This is a genomic window from Brasilonema octagenarum UFV-OR1 (genome assembly GCF_963888615.1).
GTDB lineage: Bacteria > Cyanobacteriota > Cyanobacteriia > Cyanobacteriales > Nostocaceae > Brasilonema > Brasilonema sennae.
Map to the genome: position 1 here is coordinate 1 of NZ_CAWPKW010000047.1, position 16,543 is coordinate 16,543.

The 16,543-nt window shown below is 43.1% G+C and carries 17 protein-coding genes, 2 pseudogenes and 2 riboswitches; of the genes and pseudogenes, 8 read left to right on the forward strand and 11 right to left on the reverse strand.

Going from position 1 to position 16,543, the window contains the following annotated elements; translation table 11 throughout:
- Positions 1–181 precede the first annotated feature (181 nt).
- A pseudogene (locus AC5590_RS03235) lies at positions 182–943 on the forward strand (TonB-dependent siderophore receptor); the annotation flags it as partial.
- Positions 944–1,059: 116 nt separating this feature from the next.
- On the opposite strand, the gene bcp reads toward AC5590_RS03235, so the two are convergent.
- The 3 genes from bcp to AC5590_RS03250 form a co-directional block, all read right to left on the reverse strand.
- Complete coding sequence (gene bcp / locus AC5590_RS03240; protein ID WP_169268172.1) at positions 1,060–1,581, reverse strand: thioredoxin-dependent thiol peroxidase; 522 nt, start codon at positions 1,579–1,581, stop codon at positions 1,060–1,062.
- A 95-nt stretch (positions 1,582–1,676) separates the two neighbouring features.
- Complete coding sequence (locus tag AC5590_RS03245; protein WP_169268158.1) at positions 1,677–2,183, reverse strand: pyridoxamine 5'-phosphate oxidase family protein; 507 nt, start codon at positions 2,181–2,183, stop codon at positions 1,677–1,679.
- Between the two features lie 179 nt (positions 2,184–2,362).
- The gene (locus AC5590_RS03250) at positions 2,363–2,824 is read right to left on the reverse strand and encodes a GNAT family N-acetyltransferase (RefSeq protein WP_169268159.1); all 462 of its coding nucleotides are present in this window, start codon (positions 2,822–2,824) and stop codon (positions 2,363–2,365) included.
- 179 nt (positions 2,825–3,003) lie between these two features.
- On the opposite strand from AC5590_RS03250, the gene AC5590_RS03255 reads away from it, so the two are divergent.
- The 4 genes and pseudogenes from AC5590_RS03255 to AC5590_RS03270 all read left to right on the forward strand — a co-directional run bounded on the left by AC5590_RS03255 (position 3,004) and on the right by AC5590_RS03270 (position 7,384).
- Positions 3,004–3,198, forward strand: coding sequence for a hypothetical protein (locus AC5590_RS03255; protein ID WP_169268160.1), 195 nt, complete (start codon positions 3,004–3,006; stop codon positions 3,196–3,198).
- Positions 3,198–3,341: riboswitch (cobalamin riboswitch) on the forward strand. Its footprint overlaps the gene before it by 1 nt.
- Before the next feature lie 337 nt (positions 3,342–3,678).
- Positions 3,679–4,059, forward strand: coding sequence for a DUF1636 domain-containing protein (locus AC5590_RS03260; RefSeq protein ID WP_169268161.1), 381 nt, complete (start codon positions 3,679–3,681; stop codon positions 4,057–4,059).
- 445 nt (positions 4,060–4,504) lie between these two features.
- Positions 4,505–6,757 carry a 5-methyltetrahydropteroyltriglutamate--homocysteine S-methyltransferase gene (gene metE, locus AC5590_RS03265; RefSeq protein WP_169268162.1) on the forward strand — a complete coding sequence of 751 codons (2,253 nt, stop codon included), beginning with the start codon at positions 4,505–4,507 and terminating at the stop codon, positions 6,755–6,757.
- A 149-nt stretch (positions 6,758–6,906) separates the two neighbouring features.
- Positions 6,907–7,384 (forward strand): annotated as a pseudogene (locus AC5590_RS03270) (DUF4346 domain-containing protein).
- A gap of 172 nt (positions 7,385–7,556) precedes the next feature.
- Here AC5590_RS03270 and AC5590_RS03275 read toward each other — a convergent pair.
- The 5 genes from AC5590_RS03275 to AC5590_RS03295 all read right to left on the reverse strand — a co-directional run bounded on the left by AC5590_RS03275 (position 7,557) and on the right by AC5590_RS03295 (position 10,411).
- Entirely contained in the window at positions 7,557–7,763 is a 207-nt protein-coding gene (locus tag AC5590_RS03275) for a hypothetical protein (protein ID WP_169268164.1), read from the reverse strand.
- A gap of 4 nt (positions 7,764–7,767) precedes the next feature.
- Complete coding sequence (locus AC5590_RS03280) at positions 7,768–8,145, reverse strand: GIY-YIG nuclease family protein (RefSeq protein WP_169268165.1); 378 nt, start codon at positions 8,143–8,145, stop codon at positions 7,768–7,770.
- A 143-nt stretch (positions 8,146–8,288) separates the two neighbouring features.
- Entirely contained in the window at positions 8,289–9,293 is a 1,005-nt protein-coding gene (locus tag AC5590_RS03285) for a hypothetical protein (RefSeq protein WP_169268166.1), read from the reverse strand.
- A gap of 257 nt (positions 9,294–9,550) precedes the next feature.
- Positions 9,551–9,973 (reverse strand): MAPEG family protein, encoded by a 423-nt coding sequence (locus AC5590_RS03290; protein WP_169268167.1) that lies wholly within the window; start codon positions 9,971–9,973, stop codon positions 9,551–9,553.
- Positions 9,974–9,982: 9 nt separating this feature from the next.
- A complete protein-coding gene (locus AC5590_RS03295; protein ID WP_169268168.1) occupies positions 9,983–10,411 on the reverse strand; it encodes a DUF6220 domain-containing protein in 429 nt (142 codons plus the stop codon).
- Positions 10,412–10,502: 91 nt separating this feature from the next.
- On the opposite strand from AC5590_RS03295, the gene AC5590_RS03300 reads away from it, so the two are divergent.
- Genes AC5590_RS03300 through AC5590_RS03310 form a run of 3 tightly spaced genes read left to right on the forward strand, consistent with a single transcriptional unit; the run spans position 10,503 to position 11,976 of the window.
- Positions 10,503–11,213, forward strand: a complete 711-nt coding sequence (locus tag AC5590_RS03300) for a LuxR C-terminal-related transcriptional regulator (protein ID WP_169268169.1) — start codon at positions 10,503–10,505, stop codon at positions 11,211–11,213.
- Between the two features lie 35 nt (positions 11,214–11,248).
- The gene (locus AC5590_RS03305) at positions 11,249–11,494 is read left to right on the forward strand and encodes a UPF0175 family protein (protein WP_169268170.1); all 246 of its coding nucleotides are present in this window, start codon (positions 11,249–11,251) and stop codon (positions 11,492–11,494) included.
- Complete coding sequence (locus AC5590_RS03310) at positions 11,491–11,976, forward strand: PIN domain-containing protein (protein ID WP_169268171.1); 486 nt, start codon at positions 11,491–11,493, stop codon at positions 11,974–11,976. Before AC5590_RS03305 ends, AC5590_RS03310 begins: the two co-directional genes overlap by 4 nt.
- Before the next feature lie 138 nt (positions 11,977–12,114).
- Here AC5590_RS03310 and AC5590_RS03315 read toward each other — a convergent pair whose 3' ends face one another.
- The 3 genes from AC5590_RS03315 to AC5590_RS03325 all read right to left on the reverse strand — a co-directional run bounded on the left by AC5590_RS03315 (position 12,115) and on the right by AC5590_RS03325 (position 15,550).
- Positions 12,115–13,173, reverse strand: a complete 1,059-nt coding sequence (locus AC5590_RS03315; protein WP_211178714.1) for a ribonucleotide-diphosphate reductase subunit beta — start codon at positions 13,171–13,173, stop codon at positions 12,115–12,117.
- Positions 13,174–13,294: 121 nt separating this feature from the next.
- Positions 13,295–13,489 carry a hypothetical protein gene (locus AC5590_RS03320; protein WP_248277395.1) on the reverse strand — a complete coding sequence of 65 codons (195 nt, stop codon included), beginning with the start codon at positions 13,487–13,489 and terminating at the stop codon, positions 13,295–13,297.
- Entirely contained in the window at positions 13,490–15,550 is a 2,061-nt protein-coding gene (locus AC5590_RS03325) for a ribonucleoside-diphosphate reductase subunit alpha (RefSeq protein ID WP_248277396.1), read from the reverse strand.
- A 320-nt stretch (positions 15,551–15,870) separates the two neighbouring features.
- A riboswitch (cobalamin riboswitch) is annotated at positions 15,871–16,013 on the forward strand.
- The last annotated feature ends 530 nt before the right edge of the window (positions 16,014–16,543 follow it).

The following is a 16,543-nucleotide window of genomic DNA, read 5'->3' on the forward strand; positions in this document are numbered from 1 at the left end:
GCAAATCCCACAAACAAAGGTTTGGAACTAGTTTTACAAACATCACTTGCTGCTAGCTTGCAACTACCCAAAAAGTATGGTCAAAATGGGGTTCCGGCTATTGGGACTGTCTTACCCAATCCGAATGGGAAAATCCCGCGCAATCGCTACACATCAGAACCGTATAGTACAAACGATCAATCAGACCTCACGAGATCTGCAGAACAATACCGAAGAAAATTTCTCTAGCGATGCCTTTAGCCCCCGTGTTGGGATTGTCTACCAGCCGATTCCGGCGATTTCGCTGTATGCTAACTATAGTCGTGCATTTATCCCAAACACTGGAACCGCATTTGGTGGCGGTTCATTTGAGCCACAACGCGGCACTTCCTATGAAGTAGGCATCAAAGGAGATATCAGCAATAGACTTTCTGCGACTCTTGCCTACTACGACTTGACCCGATCCAATGTCTTGACCACCCATCCAGTCAATCCTGACTTCTCAATCCAAACAGGAGAGCAACGCAGCAAGGGGGTTGAACTCAGCATTGCTGGGGAAATTTTACCAGGATGGAACATTATTGCAGGTTATGCTTACACGGATGCAACAATTACCAAGGACAACGACTTTCCAGTAGGCAACTTGCTGAGTAATATTCCCAAACATAGCTTTAACATTTGGACAAGCTATGAAATTCAATCGGGTGGTCTCAAGGGATTTGGCGTTGGTGGAGGATTGTTTTTCGTCGGCGATAGACAAGGAGATCTAAACAATACGTTTGAATTACCGAGTTATCTCCGCACCGATGCTGCTATCTTCTATAAACGAGATAGATTCCGGGCAGCGATTAATTTCAAGAATCTGTTTGATGTAGACTATTTTGAATCTAGCAGGAATAGTAGCATAGGTCTTTTCTATGGCGATCCATTCACAGTGCAGGGCACGATTCGCTGGGAGTTTTGACCATAAACGAAACGGGTTCCGGGCAGCGATTAATTTCAAGAATCTGTTTGAGGTTGACTATTTTGAGTCGGCGTCGAACAGGGTAAACGATCAAGGGCAAGCAACAAACCCATTATTCATATATCAGCTCTATTTACATGCGTTTGCCCTGGTGCAAAATCTGAGCCTATCAATTCTCGCAATTGAGCCAGCACAGCAGTTGCATGACCTTTGGCTTTCACCTTTGCCCAAGTGTAAGCGATTGTTTGGTCAGGTGCGATGATAAAAGTTGAACGCTCTACACCCATGTACTCTTTACCCATAAACTTTTTCAATCGCCACGCACCGTAAGCTTCAGCAACTTGATGCTCTGGATCACTTAACAAAGTTATTGATAAGTTATGCTTATTAATAACTTTGCAATGAGATTTTTGTGAATCTGGACTGACACCCAAGATTTTCGCTCCTAATTTACTAAAGTCTTGAGATAACTCGCTAAAATCTTTAGCTTCAGTGGTACAACCAGGAGTGTCATCTTTGGGGTAGAAATAAAGGACCACCCATTGACCAGAGAAATCACCTAGACTAAGTTGGTTACCGTCTTGATCTATCGCAGAGAAATCAGGAGGTTTTTGCCCCTGTTGAGGTATGTTGTTCACCATACAATTATCTAGATAATATCTTTAACAGAATACTAGAAACTCGGTTTCTCAAAGAACCCGAGTTTTTGTGTTGCGATTATCTTACTTTTTGATTATTTCAAAGTAACTTTTTCATTTTCGCCAACATTGGGTTTTTCTCCTGTTGTCATCGCCTTCACCAGTGCAATTGTGTGCGCGACAAAACTCGAAGGAGCATCCCAATACTCAGCCTTTTCTACACTAACTTTGAGCAAAGCAATATCAGGTTCATCTAGTTCCTTGGGAAACCAAGCTTTTAGTTGTGGTTTCCACAGCTGCTGTAGTTTGTTGCGATCGCGTACCAATTGAGCTGAACCCGACACTGAAACATAGCTCTGCTTTTGTGGATCAGAAAAACTGACGTTGACTCGCTCTTGCTGCTCAATTTCTCTTACCTTATGAGAACTGGCGTAGGTAAAGAACCAAAGATCGCCATCAGGTTCGACCTCTGAGTTAATTGACATCGGACGACTGCGCAAAGTCCCGTCTTCATCTACTGTAGTCAGCATCCCAATGTCAATATCTTTGATCAGTTCACGTAGCTTCTTAATTTGTTCGTTGCGGTTTTCTGAATCTGTCATTTTTCCTACTCTTGTCTGTACTATCTAGTTTGAATATGAGCACTTTACTGCAAGTCAATTCTAGGCACACTAAAGCTCTCTTATAGTGTTAGCGCTTGCATACAACAGTGACTTGAGTCCAAAGGTGGAGTTTAGCCGCCAGAAGAGGTACGTAAATGGAGGTAAATAAACAAAAAAAGCTATTCTTGATACTTCATAAACACAACAGGAACTTTTATCAACTTCTTTGCTAATTGAGATAATCCAAACTTGCGTTTGAGAGATGGTGGTAACTCCTCAAAGGAAATTGCCACAAAACCAAAGCGACTGTAAAACTGCGCCAGTTTCTCACCCAGACACTCTAAATAAAGTGGTTGAGTCGCCTGGGTAATCAAATGCTGTGTCAGAAAACTCCCCAAACCTCGACTTCTCCAAGCTGGTAAGACAACCAAACTACCGAGTTCTTGGGCACCAGAGAAGTTGCGTAATTGTCCGCAAGCGATTAATTGCTTGTTACATTCTATTACCCAGAATTGCTGCCATCGTATTTGGGTAGGGTCAAGTTTTGCGCGCAGTACCAACAACCGAATAGACCAGATATCCTCAGATGTTGCACTGCGAAGCGTACACTCAGTTGGCAAGGACACATTGTTCTGTTTCATAGTTTTTCTTGATTAATGTCACGCTTAAGGAATTTATCCACTGGCTTATATAGCGGTTCTCATTTGAATCACATACACCACTACGAATAATGTAGAGCACGTAAATGTAACGTCTCTACAGTTGTGTATTGCACGCAACCGAGAAGCGCTATGTTTCAACTGTATCCACTTGTTTTGGCGTGACAGATCAGTTGCAAAACAAAGCAATTATAAGGAAGGCGATGCTCCAGCAGGGAGCCGCGCAAGGCGCGATCGCTCACAATCAGCCTCTTGCAAAAGTCAAATTTGGTCAAAAAACCACGCAGGACTCGTGGAAAAACGATGACTTTCCCAAGATTGTGATTGACGACATTTGTGGGATAGAAGTATGGTAAGGTATTGTTATAAAGTCGGTTCTAATGGGGGTCAGCCATTAGAGGTAAGGGGGAAAGTCCGGTGTAAATCCGGCGCTGTCCCGCAACTGTAAAGGAGATAAGTATCTCTCAGCCAGGATGCCCGCCGAAGTTAACTTGTTAGTTCTGCACGTCTGCGAGGTACAGATGAACAATCCCATGAATGTTTTTACAAATTTATACAATTTGCCAGCTTCACGTTCTCATAGTGGCACAGATGCATTCAAGATGATGTCTTGCTACAATAGGCACGGATATACGATTAGTTGACGGTAAAAATTACGACTCTAGGTATAGCTCTCATTCGTACTAGTTTTTTCTAGGTGTAAATGTTTAGAGTTGTTCTTGATAGTTAAGAATTCTTTGCAATAGTTTTCACACAGTCAGCAGGGCTGGACTTTGGTGTTGGCAACACTGTGTGAGATTTGCGGTTTGAACTTCCTCCCATACACTTCAAAATCAATGATCAACAAACAACATACTTTATTTGTTTGCAGGACTTGTGCTAGTACCTGGCAAGACGGCAAGCGAGTTGGTGAAAGTGGTGGTCAACAACTACTACAGCAGCTTCAGGAACTTGCGCAAAACTGGGAATTGCGAAATAATTTCCCAATTCAGGGAGTTGAATGCATGAGTGCTTGTAATCGCTCTTGTGTCATTGCCTTTGCTGCCCAAGATAAATTAACCTATCTCTTTGGCGATTTGCCAGTTGACAGTAGCGCCGAAGCCATTCTGCAATGTGCCAGTCAATACTACGCTAAACCCGATGGTTCACTGCCTTGGTCAGAACGACCCCAAGCACTGAAAAAGGGGATTTTGGCAAAGATTCCACCACTTAATTAAGTGGGCGAAATTAAACCTAACTTGTTGTTCATTGAGGACTGATACCAAATCCGGATCTAATACCCCCTTTGTTATTTAGTCCGCGTAGGCGGACTTTGTTTGTGTAGTCAAGCCAGTGCGTTGGGCAGCTTTGCCGACTTGTAAGCGCAAGGCGCACGCTACGCGAACGCGCAGCGTCTCCGCAGGAGTTAGCACCTGGCGCGCGATTTCTAATCGCCTGGGTTAAAAGGGGGTTAGAAAAGCGGATTTCGGTATGACTAAAAGTTCTCAGTTCCCAATCCCTAGAGCGCCGGTACATTAATCCCAAAAACCCGGTTTATTTGAGTTGAGTATACGAGATCTCAAGTTTTTCGACAGAGAGAAACCGGGTTTTTTGCCTCCTTTTTGACTACTGTAGCGGCGCTGTAGTACCCAAATCATTAGTTTTCATTAATAAGATAAACTCATGCAGATTAAAAGTGCAACATTAGGCTATCCCCGTATTGGTAAAAATAGGGAAGTCAAGAAATCACTAGAAGCCTTTTGGAGTGGAAAGATAGCAGCAGAATCGTTGTTACAAACAGTAACAGAAGTTGAAGAAGCTAACTGGAAAACCCAGTTAGATGCAGGAATTGAAAAAATTGGGATTGGAGATACCAGACTCTACGATCATGTACTTGACTGGGCGTTTCGTTTTGGTTTAATTCCCGAACCCTTCCAACAGTTTTCCGGCTTAGAACGCTACTTTGCAATGGCACGAGGGAAAGAAGGAATTCCCGCTCTTGAAATGACAAAGTGGTTCGATACTAACTATCACTATCTTGTCCCTGAAATCGCCTCAGAAATCCTGTCAGCAGATTTCAGCGACTTTTTACAAACAGTCCAGCGCGCCCAAAAGATATTAGGTAAAAGGGCAATCCCCATTATACTTAGTCCCTGTACACTCCTGCGCTTAAGCAAACTAGAATCAAATATTGACGAGGCGGTATCAAAGCTAATACCACTCTACATTAACCTACTCACAGAACTGAAAAATCTGGGAGTAGACGAAGTGCAAATGCACGAACCTGCCTTAGTTTTGGGTGATGCCAATTCCTGGAAAAAACACTTTCAAACAGTTTATAACTCACTTGAGTCTGTAGAACTACCCCTACACCTAGTTACTTACTTTGATGATTTAGGGGAAACCTATCCTTGGGTGATAGAATTACCAGTCAGCGCAATTAGTTTGGACTTCACTCGCGGACGAAACTTAGAGTTAATCAAAACTTACGGTTTCCCTGAAGATAAGCGACTGGGATTAGGAATTATAGATGCCAGAAACATTTGGCAAATTCGTCCAGAACAAGTTCTCTCCGTATTGCAAGAGATTGTAGACAATTTACATGTAAAGTCTCTAGATATTCAGCCATCAGCTTCTTTGCAGTTTGTTCCCTACGATGCTAAAGGAGAAAAACAACTGCCATCAGCATTAAGAAATGTTTTAAGTTTTGCAGAACAGAAACTTCAAGAAGTGGTGTTATTGGCTCGAACAATCATAGGAGACAATACCAAAACAGAGCAAGAATTTCTTGAGTCAAGCTGGAGTCAATTCGAGCAGTTTAGTCCAGTAAATCACTCAATTCAAGAAAGAAGAAAAACTCTGAAGATTGATGATTTTCAGCGCTCCTTATCCTATGGATTGCGTCTTGATTCCCAAATTCATCTTCCTCTGTTCCCGACAACCACAATTGGCTCTTTTCCCCAAACTTCTGAAGTTCGTCAACTCCGAGTACGCTATAAACGGGGTGAGTTGAGTCAGCAAGCGTACCAAGCTGCAATTGATGTTGAAATTGCCAAGAGTATTAAACTACAGGAGGAATTAGGGTTAGATGTTCTAGTTCATGGTGAATTTGAACGCACCGACATGGTGGAATTTTTTGGACAGCAGTTATCAGGCTTCGCTTTCACTGAAAATGGTTGGGTGCAAAGTTACGGTAGCCGTTATGTTCGTCCGCCAATTATTTACGGTGATGTGATTCGTACTGCGCCTATGACAGTGCGTGAGTTTAAAGTAGCTCAATCATTGACTGAAAAACCTATCAAAGGGATGTTGACAGGTCCTGTAACTATCTTAAATTGGTCTTACACCAGGACGGATATTTCTCGTCAAGAACAAGCTTTTCAAATTGCTTTGGCGTTGCGGGATGAGGTAGCGGATTTGGAAGCAGCTGGTGCAAAAGTCATTCAAGTAGATGAACCAGCGCTACGTGAGGGTTTACCTCTAAAGCCTCAACGGTGGAGTGAATATCTTTCTTGGGCTGTGGATTCATTTCGTTTGGCGACAGCAGTAGCCCAACCTCAAACTCAAATTCATACCCACATGTGCTACTGCGAATTTGGTGACATTATCAAGGATATTGAACGGTTAGATGCTGATGTTATTTCGATTGAAAATAGTCGCAGCAATAATCAAACTTTGCGAGAAATAACATCAGGTGGCTACTCACATCAAGTTGGTAATGGAGTTTATGACATCCATAGTCCCGTAGTCCCAACAACTGAACAGATTTTAGAGCAATTGCGGACTGGAGTTGCTAATTTACCCGTAAAACAAATTTGGGTGAATCCAGATTGCGGTTTGAAAACTCGGCGTTGGGAAGAGGTGATTCCCTCAATGAAAAACATGGTAGAAGCCGCCAAAGTCTTGCGGGAGGAAGTTAACGCACCTCCGAGATAGCAGTAATAGCCTCAGACTAAGGTCTGAGAGTGCTTTAAGACTTTTTCAAGAGGCTTATTGTGGAACCTAACAATAAAGCCTCATTATCTACACTATTCTGTGCGTTCTCCGCATTTGTGCGGTGCTTTTTGTTTTGGAGTTAAAAAATGATGATCACAACAGTAGAAACAATTACAGCAATTGACGACAAACTATCCAAGCGATTTTTAGAACTCGATCCAGCAGGTTACTTTATCATCTATTTAGATCCGGGAGCAGGCTTACAGCAGTTTTCGGGTAAATAAACCACACTCTCCGGGGCGCAATGCCTTGTACCCCTATAAAAAATAGTGGTTCAAATAGATGAAAATCGCTGTAATCTGCGCGAAACATTTTACCAATGAAATTAATGAGCAAGGATTAGCGATCGATCCAGAAACCGGAAAGCCCATTCCTGCAACTGTCAAAGTGCAAAGACAAGCAACTACCCTGTTTACAGGAAGAACTGCCAAAGAAATTTGTATTCAACTATTTGAGTCAACAAAACCCTGCCCAGTCAGGCGATTGGATCATGCGGCTTACTTAGGACGTGAGTTTATGCGAGCAGAATTGGCATTGGTGACTGGACAAGACTATGTACAAGATTAAATAGGCTTGTGATGATTTAACGGTGCGGTTGATGGGTTGCCGATCGCTTTTGCGACAACACCGATAATCTTTCTTTGTCATCTCAACCAACCATCTTTATTCCGTCCGCTGCATTTGGATTGTTAGACCGCCACGATCGCCCTCTCATTTACCGATCTGCTCACACACAACCTTACTGTCCACGTCCTGGTTTACAATCTGCAAAACCTAACGCCTCTGTATCAAGAAAGCTAGCGATCGCCATCTCAACCACTGCTTCGATAGGATATTCGATTTCAGCCGCACGAGCAACTAGAGCGGCGCGAATTCGTTCAGGCAAGCGTCCTAAGATGGCTTCGGCATCAGCAGGAGAAAGCTGTTCTTGAAGTTTGGCTTGCATAACTTTACATCTCCGTCGGAATTTGGACGTTGTAAGGTGGTTCAGTGGCTCTTAAAATAATCGCTTCTAGCTCCAATAATAACGCAGGGCTTTCCCAGTGCGAAATCAACTGCATTGCAATCCGCACATCCTCATCGTCATATTTGTCGAGCCATGCCCACAGAAAAGCTTTATGCCCGCCACTGAAACGACCCCGCAAGCTTTTAGTTTTACCGATGTAGAGTAATCCGTCAGTCCTGTGCCTGATTGCGTAAATGCCAGGACGAGGAGGAATATTCTCAAACCCACGGCTTAAGGGCTGGCATTGCTCAAAGGGAATAAAGGCGATCTCGTCTAGAATTCTCCGCGCTTGGATTTGCAGTTCAGAATCGTTCGTTGGCATGAAAGCAAGAAGGCTAATTGCACACAAATCATGTTCTCATAAATTCTGTCACAACCTGTAAGCGCGTCCAGGCACTCATTATTTAGCTATAAGTTTGCCTAGACACGCTGTCACATTAACTATTGAGCGCAGTTAATTAGAACTTATGTGTTTTGAGAAGCAGAAAATGATTTTGAAACTTGCACTTCAAAGTCATGGATTGCAGACATGAACCCAGTACTGCTGTCATTAAGAATGATAGCTTTCATACTCGTCAGGTATTGTTTTATTTGCGTTCTCAAGATTGGTTCGTTTACTTTGCGTGTTTGGTAGTGATCTATCAAGTCCCAAGCAACAATCACTGTTCCAAGTATCGGACCTACAATTGGTGCAGTAGCAACAGCAATCGCTTGGCCCACGGCTTCACCAGCAGTTCCCCCTGCTTTAGCAATGACTTTGGCAACAGTTTTTCCAGTGAACTTACCAACGGACTTGCCTATAGTCTTAGTGAGAGTTTTACCTGCCACTTTTGCCAAACCTCTTTCCACAGCTACTCCTCCAACAATAGCTGTACCACCTGCTGATTTAAAGGCGAGTGAAGTACCTCGATTACTTTCAGTTGCGCGTGTCACCAGTGCGATGTCTTGAAGATATCGCTGCCACCTTATTTGAGGAATTTTGAAGCGATGTTGAGTAATATCAAGCTCACTTTGAAGAGTATTGATATAAAGATTGAGAGACTCATCAGTTAACTTCTGGATTTGAAGTTGAGCAATTTGTGGTTGCAAAACTCGATTAGTAAACTCCGCCTCAACAACTTGATTGAGCTTTTCCTCAGCGGTGAGTGCATTGCCATTAACCCATCGATAAGCTGTTTGGAATAGAGATTGTACACCAAAAACTTGCTGATTCCAGTACCCGAAATACCAAGGAAGAAAACTGTTGTCTACTTTCACCATCAACTCATCTGTCCATACATCTAATTTCTTAGATGCGAGCTCAACTTTATTGTGTGCAGTCTCTAAGTCAGAGCGAATTGCTTGATCAACCTTGTCCCAACGCACAGGATTGATCACGGGTATATCGGTAGGAAGAATCGCGGGAACTTTTGGGTGTTGCGAGACAACAAGAGTTCCAACGATTGCAGCAATAATACCAAGTACTACCAACCAAATTAGTTTATCGATCGTTTCTATAATCAGTTTAATAATGGCTGCCCAAGTTGGTAATTTCTCATCTAAATTATCCTGAGATTTTTCTTTTTTCTTGCCTTGTTAAGTCATGATCTTGTTTCACAAATGGCTAAAAAGTGAGGAATATACCCGATATTTTAACCGCGCAAAATACTGACAGATAGGATTTAGGTCACTGCCTTCACCAAGGATTCAAGTCACCTAACGACCAAGATAAGCGGCGGCTAGTAACCTCAGCTGAAGTGGACAAGGGCTGCGCGAATCGCGATGAACCACACCGCGAGTGTGGCAAATAGGTAGAGGTAGAACCGAAGCATGATCAGATTGAATGTGCAATGCACGGCGCTATGCAATGTGCGAAATATAACAAATAGCCATGCGGCGTTCACATACACTGCATCCACTTGCTTTGTGATGAACAGGTATAGCACGAGTGCATAAAAAAGTACCGGAATCTCGAACAGGTTTTTTAGGTTATCTGATGGATTGGATACGTTTGGTGGCGAGATCTGCGCCAGTGTGCCAGGATCAAGGTCTTGCGGGCGAGTCTTTAGGCTTGTGATGAAACTGATCCGGCGGATGTACGTATACACCCAGACTAGGAGTGTCAGAAACACTGTTGCGAAGAAGGGACCAAAGATTGCATCTTGCGTCATTTCTACCTCTTAAACTTGCTCATTTTGCTGATGGGTGGGCGATAGACTGCGCCATACACGATGTACAACACTTGAAGAAACGTAGAGTAACGCAAATCCAATTAAAGGATGTAGTACCTCTAGGTGTAAAGGACTTTTGAGATGAATGCTGCAAAATTGTAGTCCAAGCAGCACTGGTAGACTTGCGGTGAGACGTCGTATTTGGGGTGAGAATGGGGTGATGAACGACCATCCCAGTAATAGTAATGACAGTCCACTATATGCTCGGACTAGCCAAACATGAATATCCCACCATCCAGGATTAACAAAGTAAGCGACTCCAACCGTTAATAATTGAGCAATCAAGCAGAGGTTAAAGATGACTGAAGTCGCATAAAAGCCGATTTGCATCGAACGGATGGGAGCGCGATCACGATCAATTTCCGAATTGATGGTCATATCAAGTGATTGTTAAGATTAAAGCTAATATAGACTGAGTACAGATGATGCTTCTAGACCTCGATCGGGTACACTTGAGACCACTTCACTTATGACTAGTTCTTTGGGATTTCTGTTTGAAGCCATCAACCAAACTCATAGCGAACATGATCTGCGATCGCAAGTCGTGCCAAAAATTGGTGAGTATTTTGCAGCGAAACGATGGGGGATTTTTTTCTTCGACCAACTGCCCTTAATAGATCGCAATCTTCAGAAAATATTGAAAATTGCACTCTCAATCGAACATAATCCTGTGGCGCGTTATTTGGTGGAGCGTCATGCTCCTGTCCACGAAGCATTAGTGACATCACCCAAGGCTTGGAAATTAATCTGTCCCCGTCCGGATCATTGGCATGTGATGGCAGGACCAATCATAAATCGCGGTCAATTAGTGGGTGTAGTAGGCTGCACACGTGAAAAGTCAATGCCTGCCTTTGATACCCAAAATCTAGTCGATTTGAGTGCCATCTGCTTGCACTTATCTGTTTGGACTGCGACAGTGCGTTCACAAAGTGTTTGTGCAGCAAAATCGCTTCCCCCCTCCTTTAGAACCAATCGCTTAACGCCTCGTGAATTAGAAATAGCAGAGTTGGTTGCTTTGGGGCGAACTAACGCAGAAATTGGGACTGAACTTTGGATTACGGAAAATTCTGTTAAGCAAGCCTTAAAGCGAATGTTCCGTAAGCTTGAGGTTTCGTCGCGTGCACAGATGGTTGCACAACTTTCAGTGAACACGCAAAGGCTAACCACAGGAATCGTCTAAGCTGAAAATGGCAAACCTTATTTAAAGAAAACACAATGAGTGTAGTTATTCCCGATGACATTCTTACTGCAGCTGGAATTTCAGAAGCTGAATTAAAGCTAGAAATTGCGATTATGTTGTTCCAACAAGAAAAAATCAGCATTGGGAAAGCGCGTCGCTTAGCAGAAATGAATTTAATTGAGTTTCAACGCGAAATTGCTAGTCGCGGAATTTGTATTCATTATGATGTTGAAGAGTTTGAAGCTGACCTAAAAACTTTACGGGAAATGGGCAGACTGTGATTGTTGTTTGTGACACTTCACCAATCACTAACCTTGCTGCTGTTGGACAACTAAATCTGTTGCAACAACTTTACAGCAACATCATCATTCCCCAAGCAGTTTACGATGAGATGGTAAATCTAGACTATGCAGTGCCTGGTGCTAGTGAAGTACAAACCTTATCCTGGATTCAACACCAACAGGTAATTAACCGTACCTTGGTAACATCACTCTTAGCAGAGTTAGATCAAGGCGAGGCAGAAGCTATTGTTTTGGCTATTGAGTTAGGGGCAGATTTGCTGCTACTAGACGAACGACGTGGCAGAAAAGTCGCGTCCAGATATGGACTCAATATTACTGGGCTGTTAGGAATTCTAATTGAAGCTAAACACAAAGGGCTGATCCCAACTGTGAAACCTGTACTTGATGACTTGATCCTACAGGTAGGTTTCCGTGTTAGTAATAAACTTTATGCTGATACCTTGCAAGCAGCAGGAGAGTAGAACCAAAGAACGTGTCAACAAAGTAAAAGTAGGATACACGCAAAGTAAACTTGACTATTAACAACAAGCAGCCGACGCATTTTTAAAGACGCGATATCTCGCGTCTCTACATCTAAACCAGTATTTTATAAACCCCTCTTAGAAATCATCCCAACCTTCAACACTTGAGGACATGACGTAACTAGTCACACTTGCTTCAAAGAAGTTTGCTTTCGTGTTGCCTTCTTTCTTGGTATCTGAGAAACGTTCCAAGTGAGCATAGGGACTTTTCTTGTAGATAGCTTCTGGAAATAATGGTTCTAAACCGATCGCCTTCAAGCGAGTATTTGCCAGATATTTTGTGTACTGTTCTGTACTGTTTGCCGTAATGCCAAGAATATCATCTCCGACAATATGTCCTGTCCACTTGCATTCATGCTCAACGGCGTTCGCAAACATTTCATAGATTTGTTCACGGCTGTGGGGGAAAATTTGCATCGCTTCTGGAATCAATTTTTGATACAGCCGAACATGGGAAAGTTCATCTCGGTTAATCATTCTAAAAATATCGGCACTCCCAGACATGAGCATCCGTGAGGACAGATTGTAGAAAAATATAAACCCGTTGTAGAAATACAATCCTTCCAACAAGTAATCTGCTAACAGTGAGACGAAATAATTCTCTGGTGTCGGGTAATCAACATACTTTTGGTATAGTCTAGCAATAAATTCGCATCGTTGTTTGAGAACGCGATCGCTCCGCCAAAAATCATAGACGTGTGTTCGGCGATCGCTCGGAATCACCGTTTCAATAATGTATTGATAGGACTGATTGTGCATTGCCTCTTGGGAAATTTGTTCCGCCATACACAGTGCAATTTCGGGTGCGGTGACGCTATTTTTGATGTGAGGCACATTACAGGTTTGCACCGAATCGAGAAACGTCAGGTAGCTGAGGATGCCATCAAATGCACGTCGTTCTTTAGGGGTGAGATTGACGTAATCTGTTACGTCTTGAGTAATATCAATTTTTTCGGGAACCCAGAAGTTCTCACGCATTTGACGGTAGAGAGACACAGCCCACGAGTAGCGAACGTCGTTTAATTGCATTAAGTTAGTAGTCTCCCCAAACCATATCAAACGGTTTCCTGTATCATCACTCCCGTTCGGATTAAAAACGGGATTAATCGGCATTAATGATTGTCTTGGTTGGTACATTTTAATTCTGTTTTGATTAGTTTTCACTTTTTATTTGGGCAATGGGGATTGGGCAAGGGGCAATGCCCATTGCCTATGCTTGATAACTGATAACTGTTAAGTGTTTACTGATGACTGCTGTTCAGTTTGCACAAGCAACACATTGCTCGTTCGATTCTTTGAAACTATCTTTCTGCACAGTGCGAATGTAGTAGATTGCTTTACAACCCAATTCCCAAGCCAGCATTAGGGTTTCAAAAATATCAACAGCCACCAGACAGCGCTCAGGTTCATCAGGGAAATAGACTCCAGCATTCAGGTTAAACAGCAGTTCCATTTAAATTCCAGTGTCGATCCATTGTTGAATTGTGGCGATCGCTCTCACCACTTTTTTCTGATCCATTGTCTTATTTTCGACATAGAACCATAAATTGTCCCGAATATAAGGTGGTGCGATAGGGACAGTACCTTTTGCCCATTGTTCATAGAAGAATTTGCTGTAAACGGGCAATACACTGGCTGTACAACCTTGAACTAAAGATGAAGAAGTGTTGGGTGCAATGGCGGTAATGTGTGAATTGCGAATACCATGTTGTTTGATATCCTGACTCAGTTTTGAGAAGCGTTCTGGTTGACTTGCGTGTTGCAAAAACCAATCCACAGGCTTTGCTCCTATTAAATGTCCCTTACTCCATTCACTACCCGCAAAAGCAGGATACGCCCCCCTTTCCTTCGCCAGTTCCATTGATGCTGCTGTGCAATAATAACCGATATCTTCAAATAAATCACTGATTTCCTGAAGACGGGTATAGGTGAGATGACGTATGCTGAGCCAGTCGGCTAATCCCATACAGCCTACCCCAATTGTGCGATATTTGGCGTTGTGGGTGGCACTAGCAGCAAAGGGTGGTGAGGTGAGTTCAATCGTATTGTCTAATATACGTACTGCAATCTGACAAATCTCTTCTCGCTGTTCATTCTCTAGATTTGCTAGATTAATACTCACAAGATTGCATGTATGACTCTCTTCACCAGGTTTCACGTTTGACCAGGATTCCTGGCACAGGTTTCCACCAGGAATATAGCCCTCATGTTGATTGGGATTCGCTCGGTTCACGGTATCTTTGAACCACAAATAAGGCATCCCAGTTTCTAATTGGGTTCGCATCACCTGTTTGAATAAAAGACGAGCATTCACCCGTTTGTAAAGTGTAATTTCACTTTCTAAACTAGCTTCAATTTTATGATATGTATTCTCAAATGCTTCACCCCATAATTCTGCCAGTTCAAGACCTAAACGAGTTCGCACCTCGTAGGGATCAACCAATGTCCATTCCTCATCTGCTGCTACTCGCCGCATAAATTCGTCACTGACAACCAGTTGGGGAAACACGTCATAAGCTTTGCGTCGCGCGTCACCATTCTCTGCTTGCATTTCCAAAAATTCGGGTAAGTCCAAATGCCAAACATCCAGACTCACAGTGACAGCACCTGCTCTGCGTCCACCTTGATTAACTGCGATCGCCGTATCATTCAACAATTTAATCCAAGGAATAACACCACCTGATGCATTGGCTTTGCCCATCACCCAACTGCCTGTTGCCAGAATACGAGACAGATTCACGCCCACACCGCCACCATTTTTGGAAATCCGAGCCGCATCATGAATACTGCCAAAAATGCTTTCCAAATTATCATCCATCGCCGTAATGAAACAACTGGCAAGAGAACCATTGGGAATCCGCAAGTTCGCCAGAATGGGCGTTGCTAAAGATATTTGACGACGGGCGATCGCCTCATAAAATCTATGCGCCCAGGTTAGTCGATTTTCTGGTGCTTCTACGGAGGCTATCAAGAGTGCACAAGTTAAAAATGCTTCTTGGGGTAACTCATTCGCCAGGAGATATCGCTTCGTCAGTAATACCGCTCCTGCATAATCATAATCGGTATCCCAGTCGGGATTGATCCAAGTGTTAGCAATCTCTAACTCTTCTGGAGTGTAGATCAAGATCCGGCGATCATACTGCCCTTCTAAAACTTTTGCTTGTACAGTCCGAGCATACTGTCCATACTGATAGCCACGACTAACTTTAGTATCTTTCCACAAACTCCAAATATGTAAACGTCCTGCCACATAGCGCCAATCAGGTTCTTGTGGACTACACAAATCCAAGGCACAGCGAATTAAATTATCTTGAATTTCTCGCGTCGTAATGCCAGGACGTAATCGAGTTGTAAGATGTGCTTCTAGGGCAATCGAATTTACTTGGATTCGGCGACAAGCCCAATTAACCACTGTGCGAATTTTATTAATTTCTAACGGTGTCGTCGAACCATCGCGACGAACAACATGGATATCCGTTGTGGAGTCCTCTGAGAGTGTGGATGGAGCTTGCATAGGAGAAGGGGTAGATGAATTGTAGAAAAAATAATTGCAAAAAGTGGAAAAAATTGTCAATTAGAATAGGCAATGTGGATAAATTGTCATGTCAATGTGATTGAACGCTGGTAACTCTAAAAAATTCACACTTCATTAAAATTTACAATAATTGTCCAATAGCAACAACAGAGCAAGTTTTGGTAAAGAATGAAACTTGCTCCGATGAATAACGAATGCCAGTATAGATCGACTATTGATTTTTAGGCAAGCAAACCACCTAAAAGAAGCCGAGAGCGGGGGAGCTTCGTCTTTAGACTGCAGAGTGTCAAAGTTGTGTTAATATTCAAAAGAATCTCGGTTCTAGTGGGGAACAGCCACTAGAGGTAACGGGGAAAGTCCGGTGTGAATCCGGCGCTGTCCCGCAGCTGTAATCAAGGCTTGCCTTGTGAGTCAGAACGCCCGCCGCAGTTGACCCTTCGGCTAGCCCCTAAGGGGGCGCTACGCAAACGCTCAGGGTCACTTGTAAATTTTGTAGATCTGCGAGGCACAGATAAGTATTTTTATGAACTTTTCTACAACGACTACGCTTTACATTCTCCGAGGCTCACATATCAAGACGCTACAAATTGCAGCTTTTTATAAGACGGTAGGCGATTAATTTGAAGTATAAATTGCGTTTTTGGATGCACCAATTGTGACCTTTTTTGAATTCAAAGTTCAAAGTTCAAAGTTCAAAGTATGCCCTGCGGGCACGCTGCGCGAACAAAATGAAGAATAATTTTGAATTCATTAATTCTGGGTACAAGGCTCCACCCTATGGCTAACGCCACGCCTTACGGCTATCGGGTTCTCCAGATGCCTAGGTCGGGAAACCCTCATCAAGCACTGGTTCACCATAATCTTTGATTTGGTGGTCTTCAATTAGTGGCGGTACACGCGCTCCCACTAATTCTCTTTAATTTTGCGGAAAGTTGCCAGGAGGAGCCAGTACTGCAGGAGGGTCTCCCTCCG

Bases quoted from the DNA above. Each gene is read 5' to 3' on its own strand.
- AC5590_RS03250 (WP_169268159.1), bottom strand. From the start codon at position 2,824: ATGAAACAGAACAATGTGTCCTTGCCAACTGAGTGTACGCTTCGCAGT.
- AC5590_RS03295 (WP_169268168.1), bottom strand. From the start codon at position 10,411: ATGACCATCAATTCGGAAATTGATCGTGATCGCGCTCCCATCCGTTCG.
- metE (WP_169268162.1), top strand. From the start codon at position 4,505: ATGCAGATTAAAAGTGCAACATTAGGCTATCCCCGTATTGGTAAAAAT.
- AC5590_RS03280 (WP_169268165.1), bottom strand. From the start codon at position 8,145: ATGCCAACGAACGATTCTGAACTGCAAATCCAAGCGCGGAGAATTCTA.
- AC5590_RS03305 (WP_169268170.1), top strand. From the start codon at position 11,249: ATGAGTGTAGTTATTCCCGATGACATTCTTACTGCAGCTGGAATTTCA.
- AC5590_RS03245 (WP_169268158.1), bottom strand. From the start codon at position 2,183: ATGACAGATTCAGAAAACCGCAACGAACAAATTAAGAAGCTACGTGAA.
- AC5590_RS03275 (WP_169268164.1), bottom strand. From the start codon at position 7,763: ATGCAAGCCAAACTTCAAGAACAGCTTTCTCCTGCTGATGCCGAAGCC.
- AC5590_RS03290 (WP_169268167.1), bottom strand. From the start codon at position 9,973: ATGACGCAAGATGCAATCTTTGGTCCCTTCTTCGCAACAGTGTTTCTG.
- AC5590_RS03320 (WP_248277395.1), bottom strand. From the start codon at position 13,489: ATGGAACTGCTGTTTAACCTGAATGCTGGAGTCTATTTCCCTGATGAA.
- AC5590_RS03325 (WP_248277396.1), bottom strand. From the start codon at position 15,550: ATGCAAGCTCCATCCACACTCTCAGAGGACTCCACAACGGATATCCAT.
- AC5590_RS03300 (WP_169268169.1), top strand. From the start codon at position 10,503: ATGACTAGTTCTTTGGGATTTCTGTTTGAAGCCATCAACCAAACTCAT.
- AC5590_RS03260 (WP_169268161.1), top strand. From the start codon at position 3,679: ATGATCAACAAACAACATACTTTATTTGTTTGCAGGACTTGTGCTAGT.
- AC5590_RS03315 (WP_211178714.1), bottom strand. From the start codon at position 13,173: ATGTACCAACCAAGACAATCATTAATGCCGATTAATCCCGTTTTTAAT.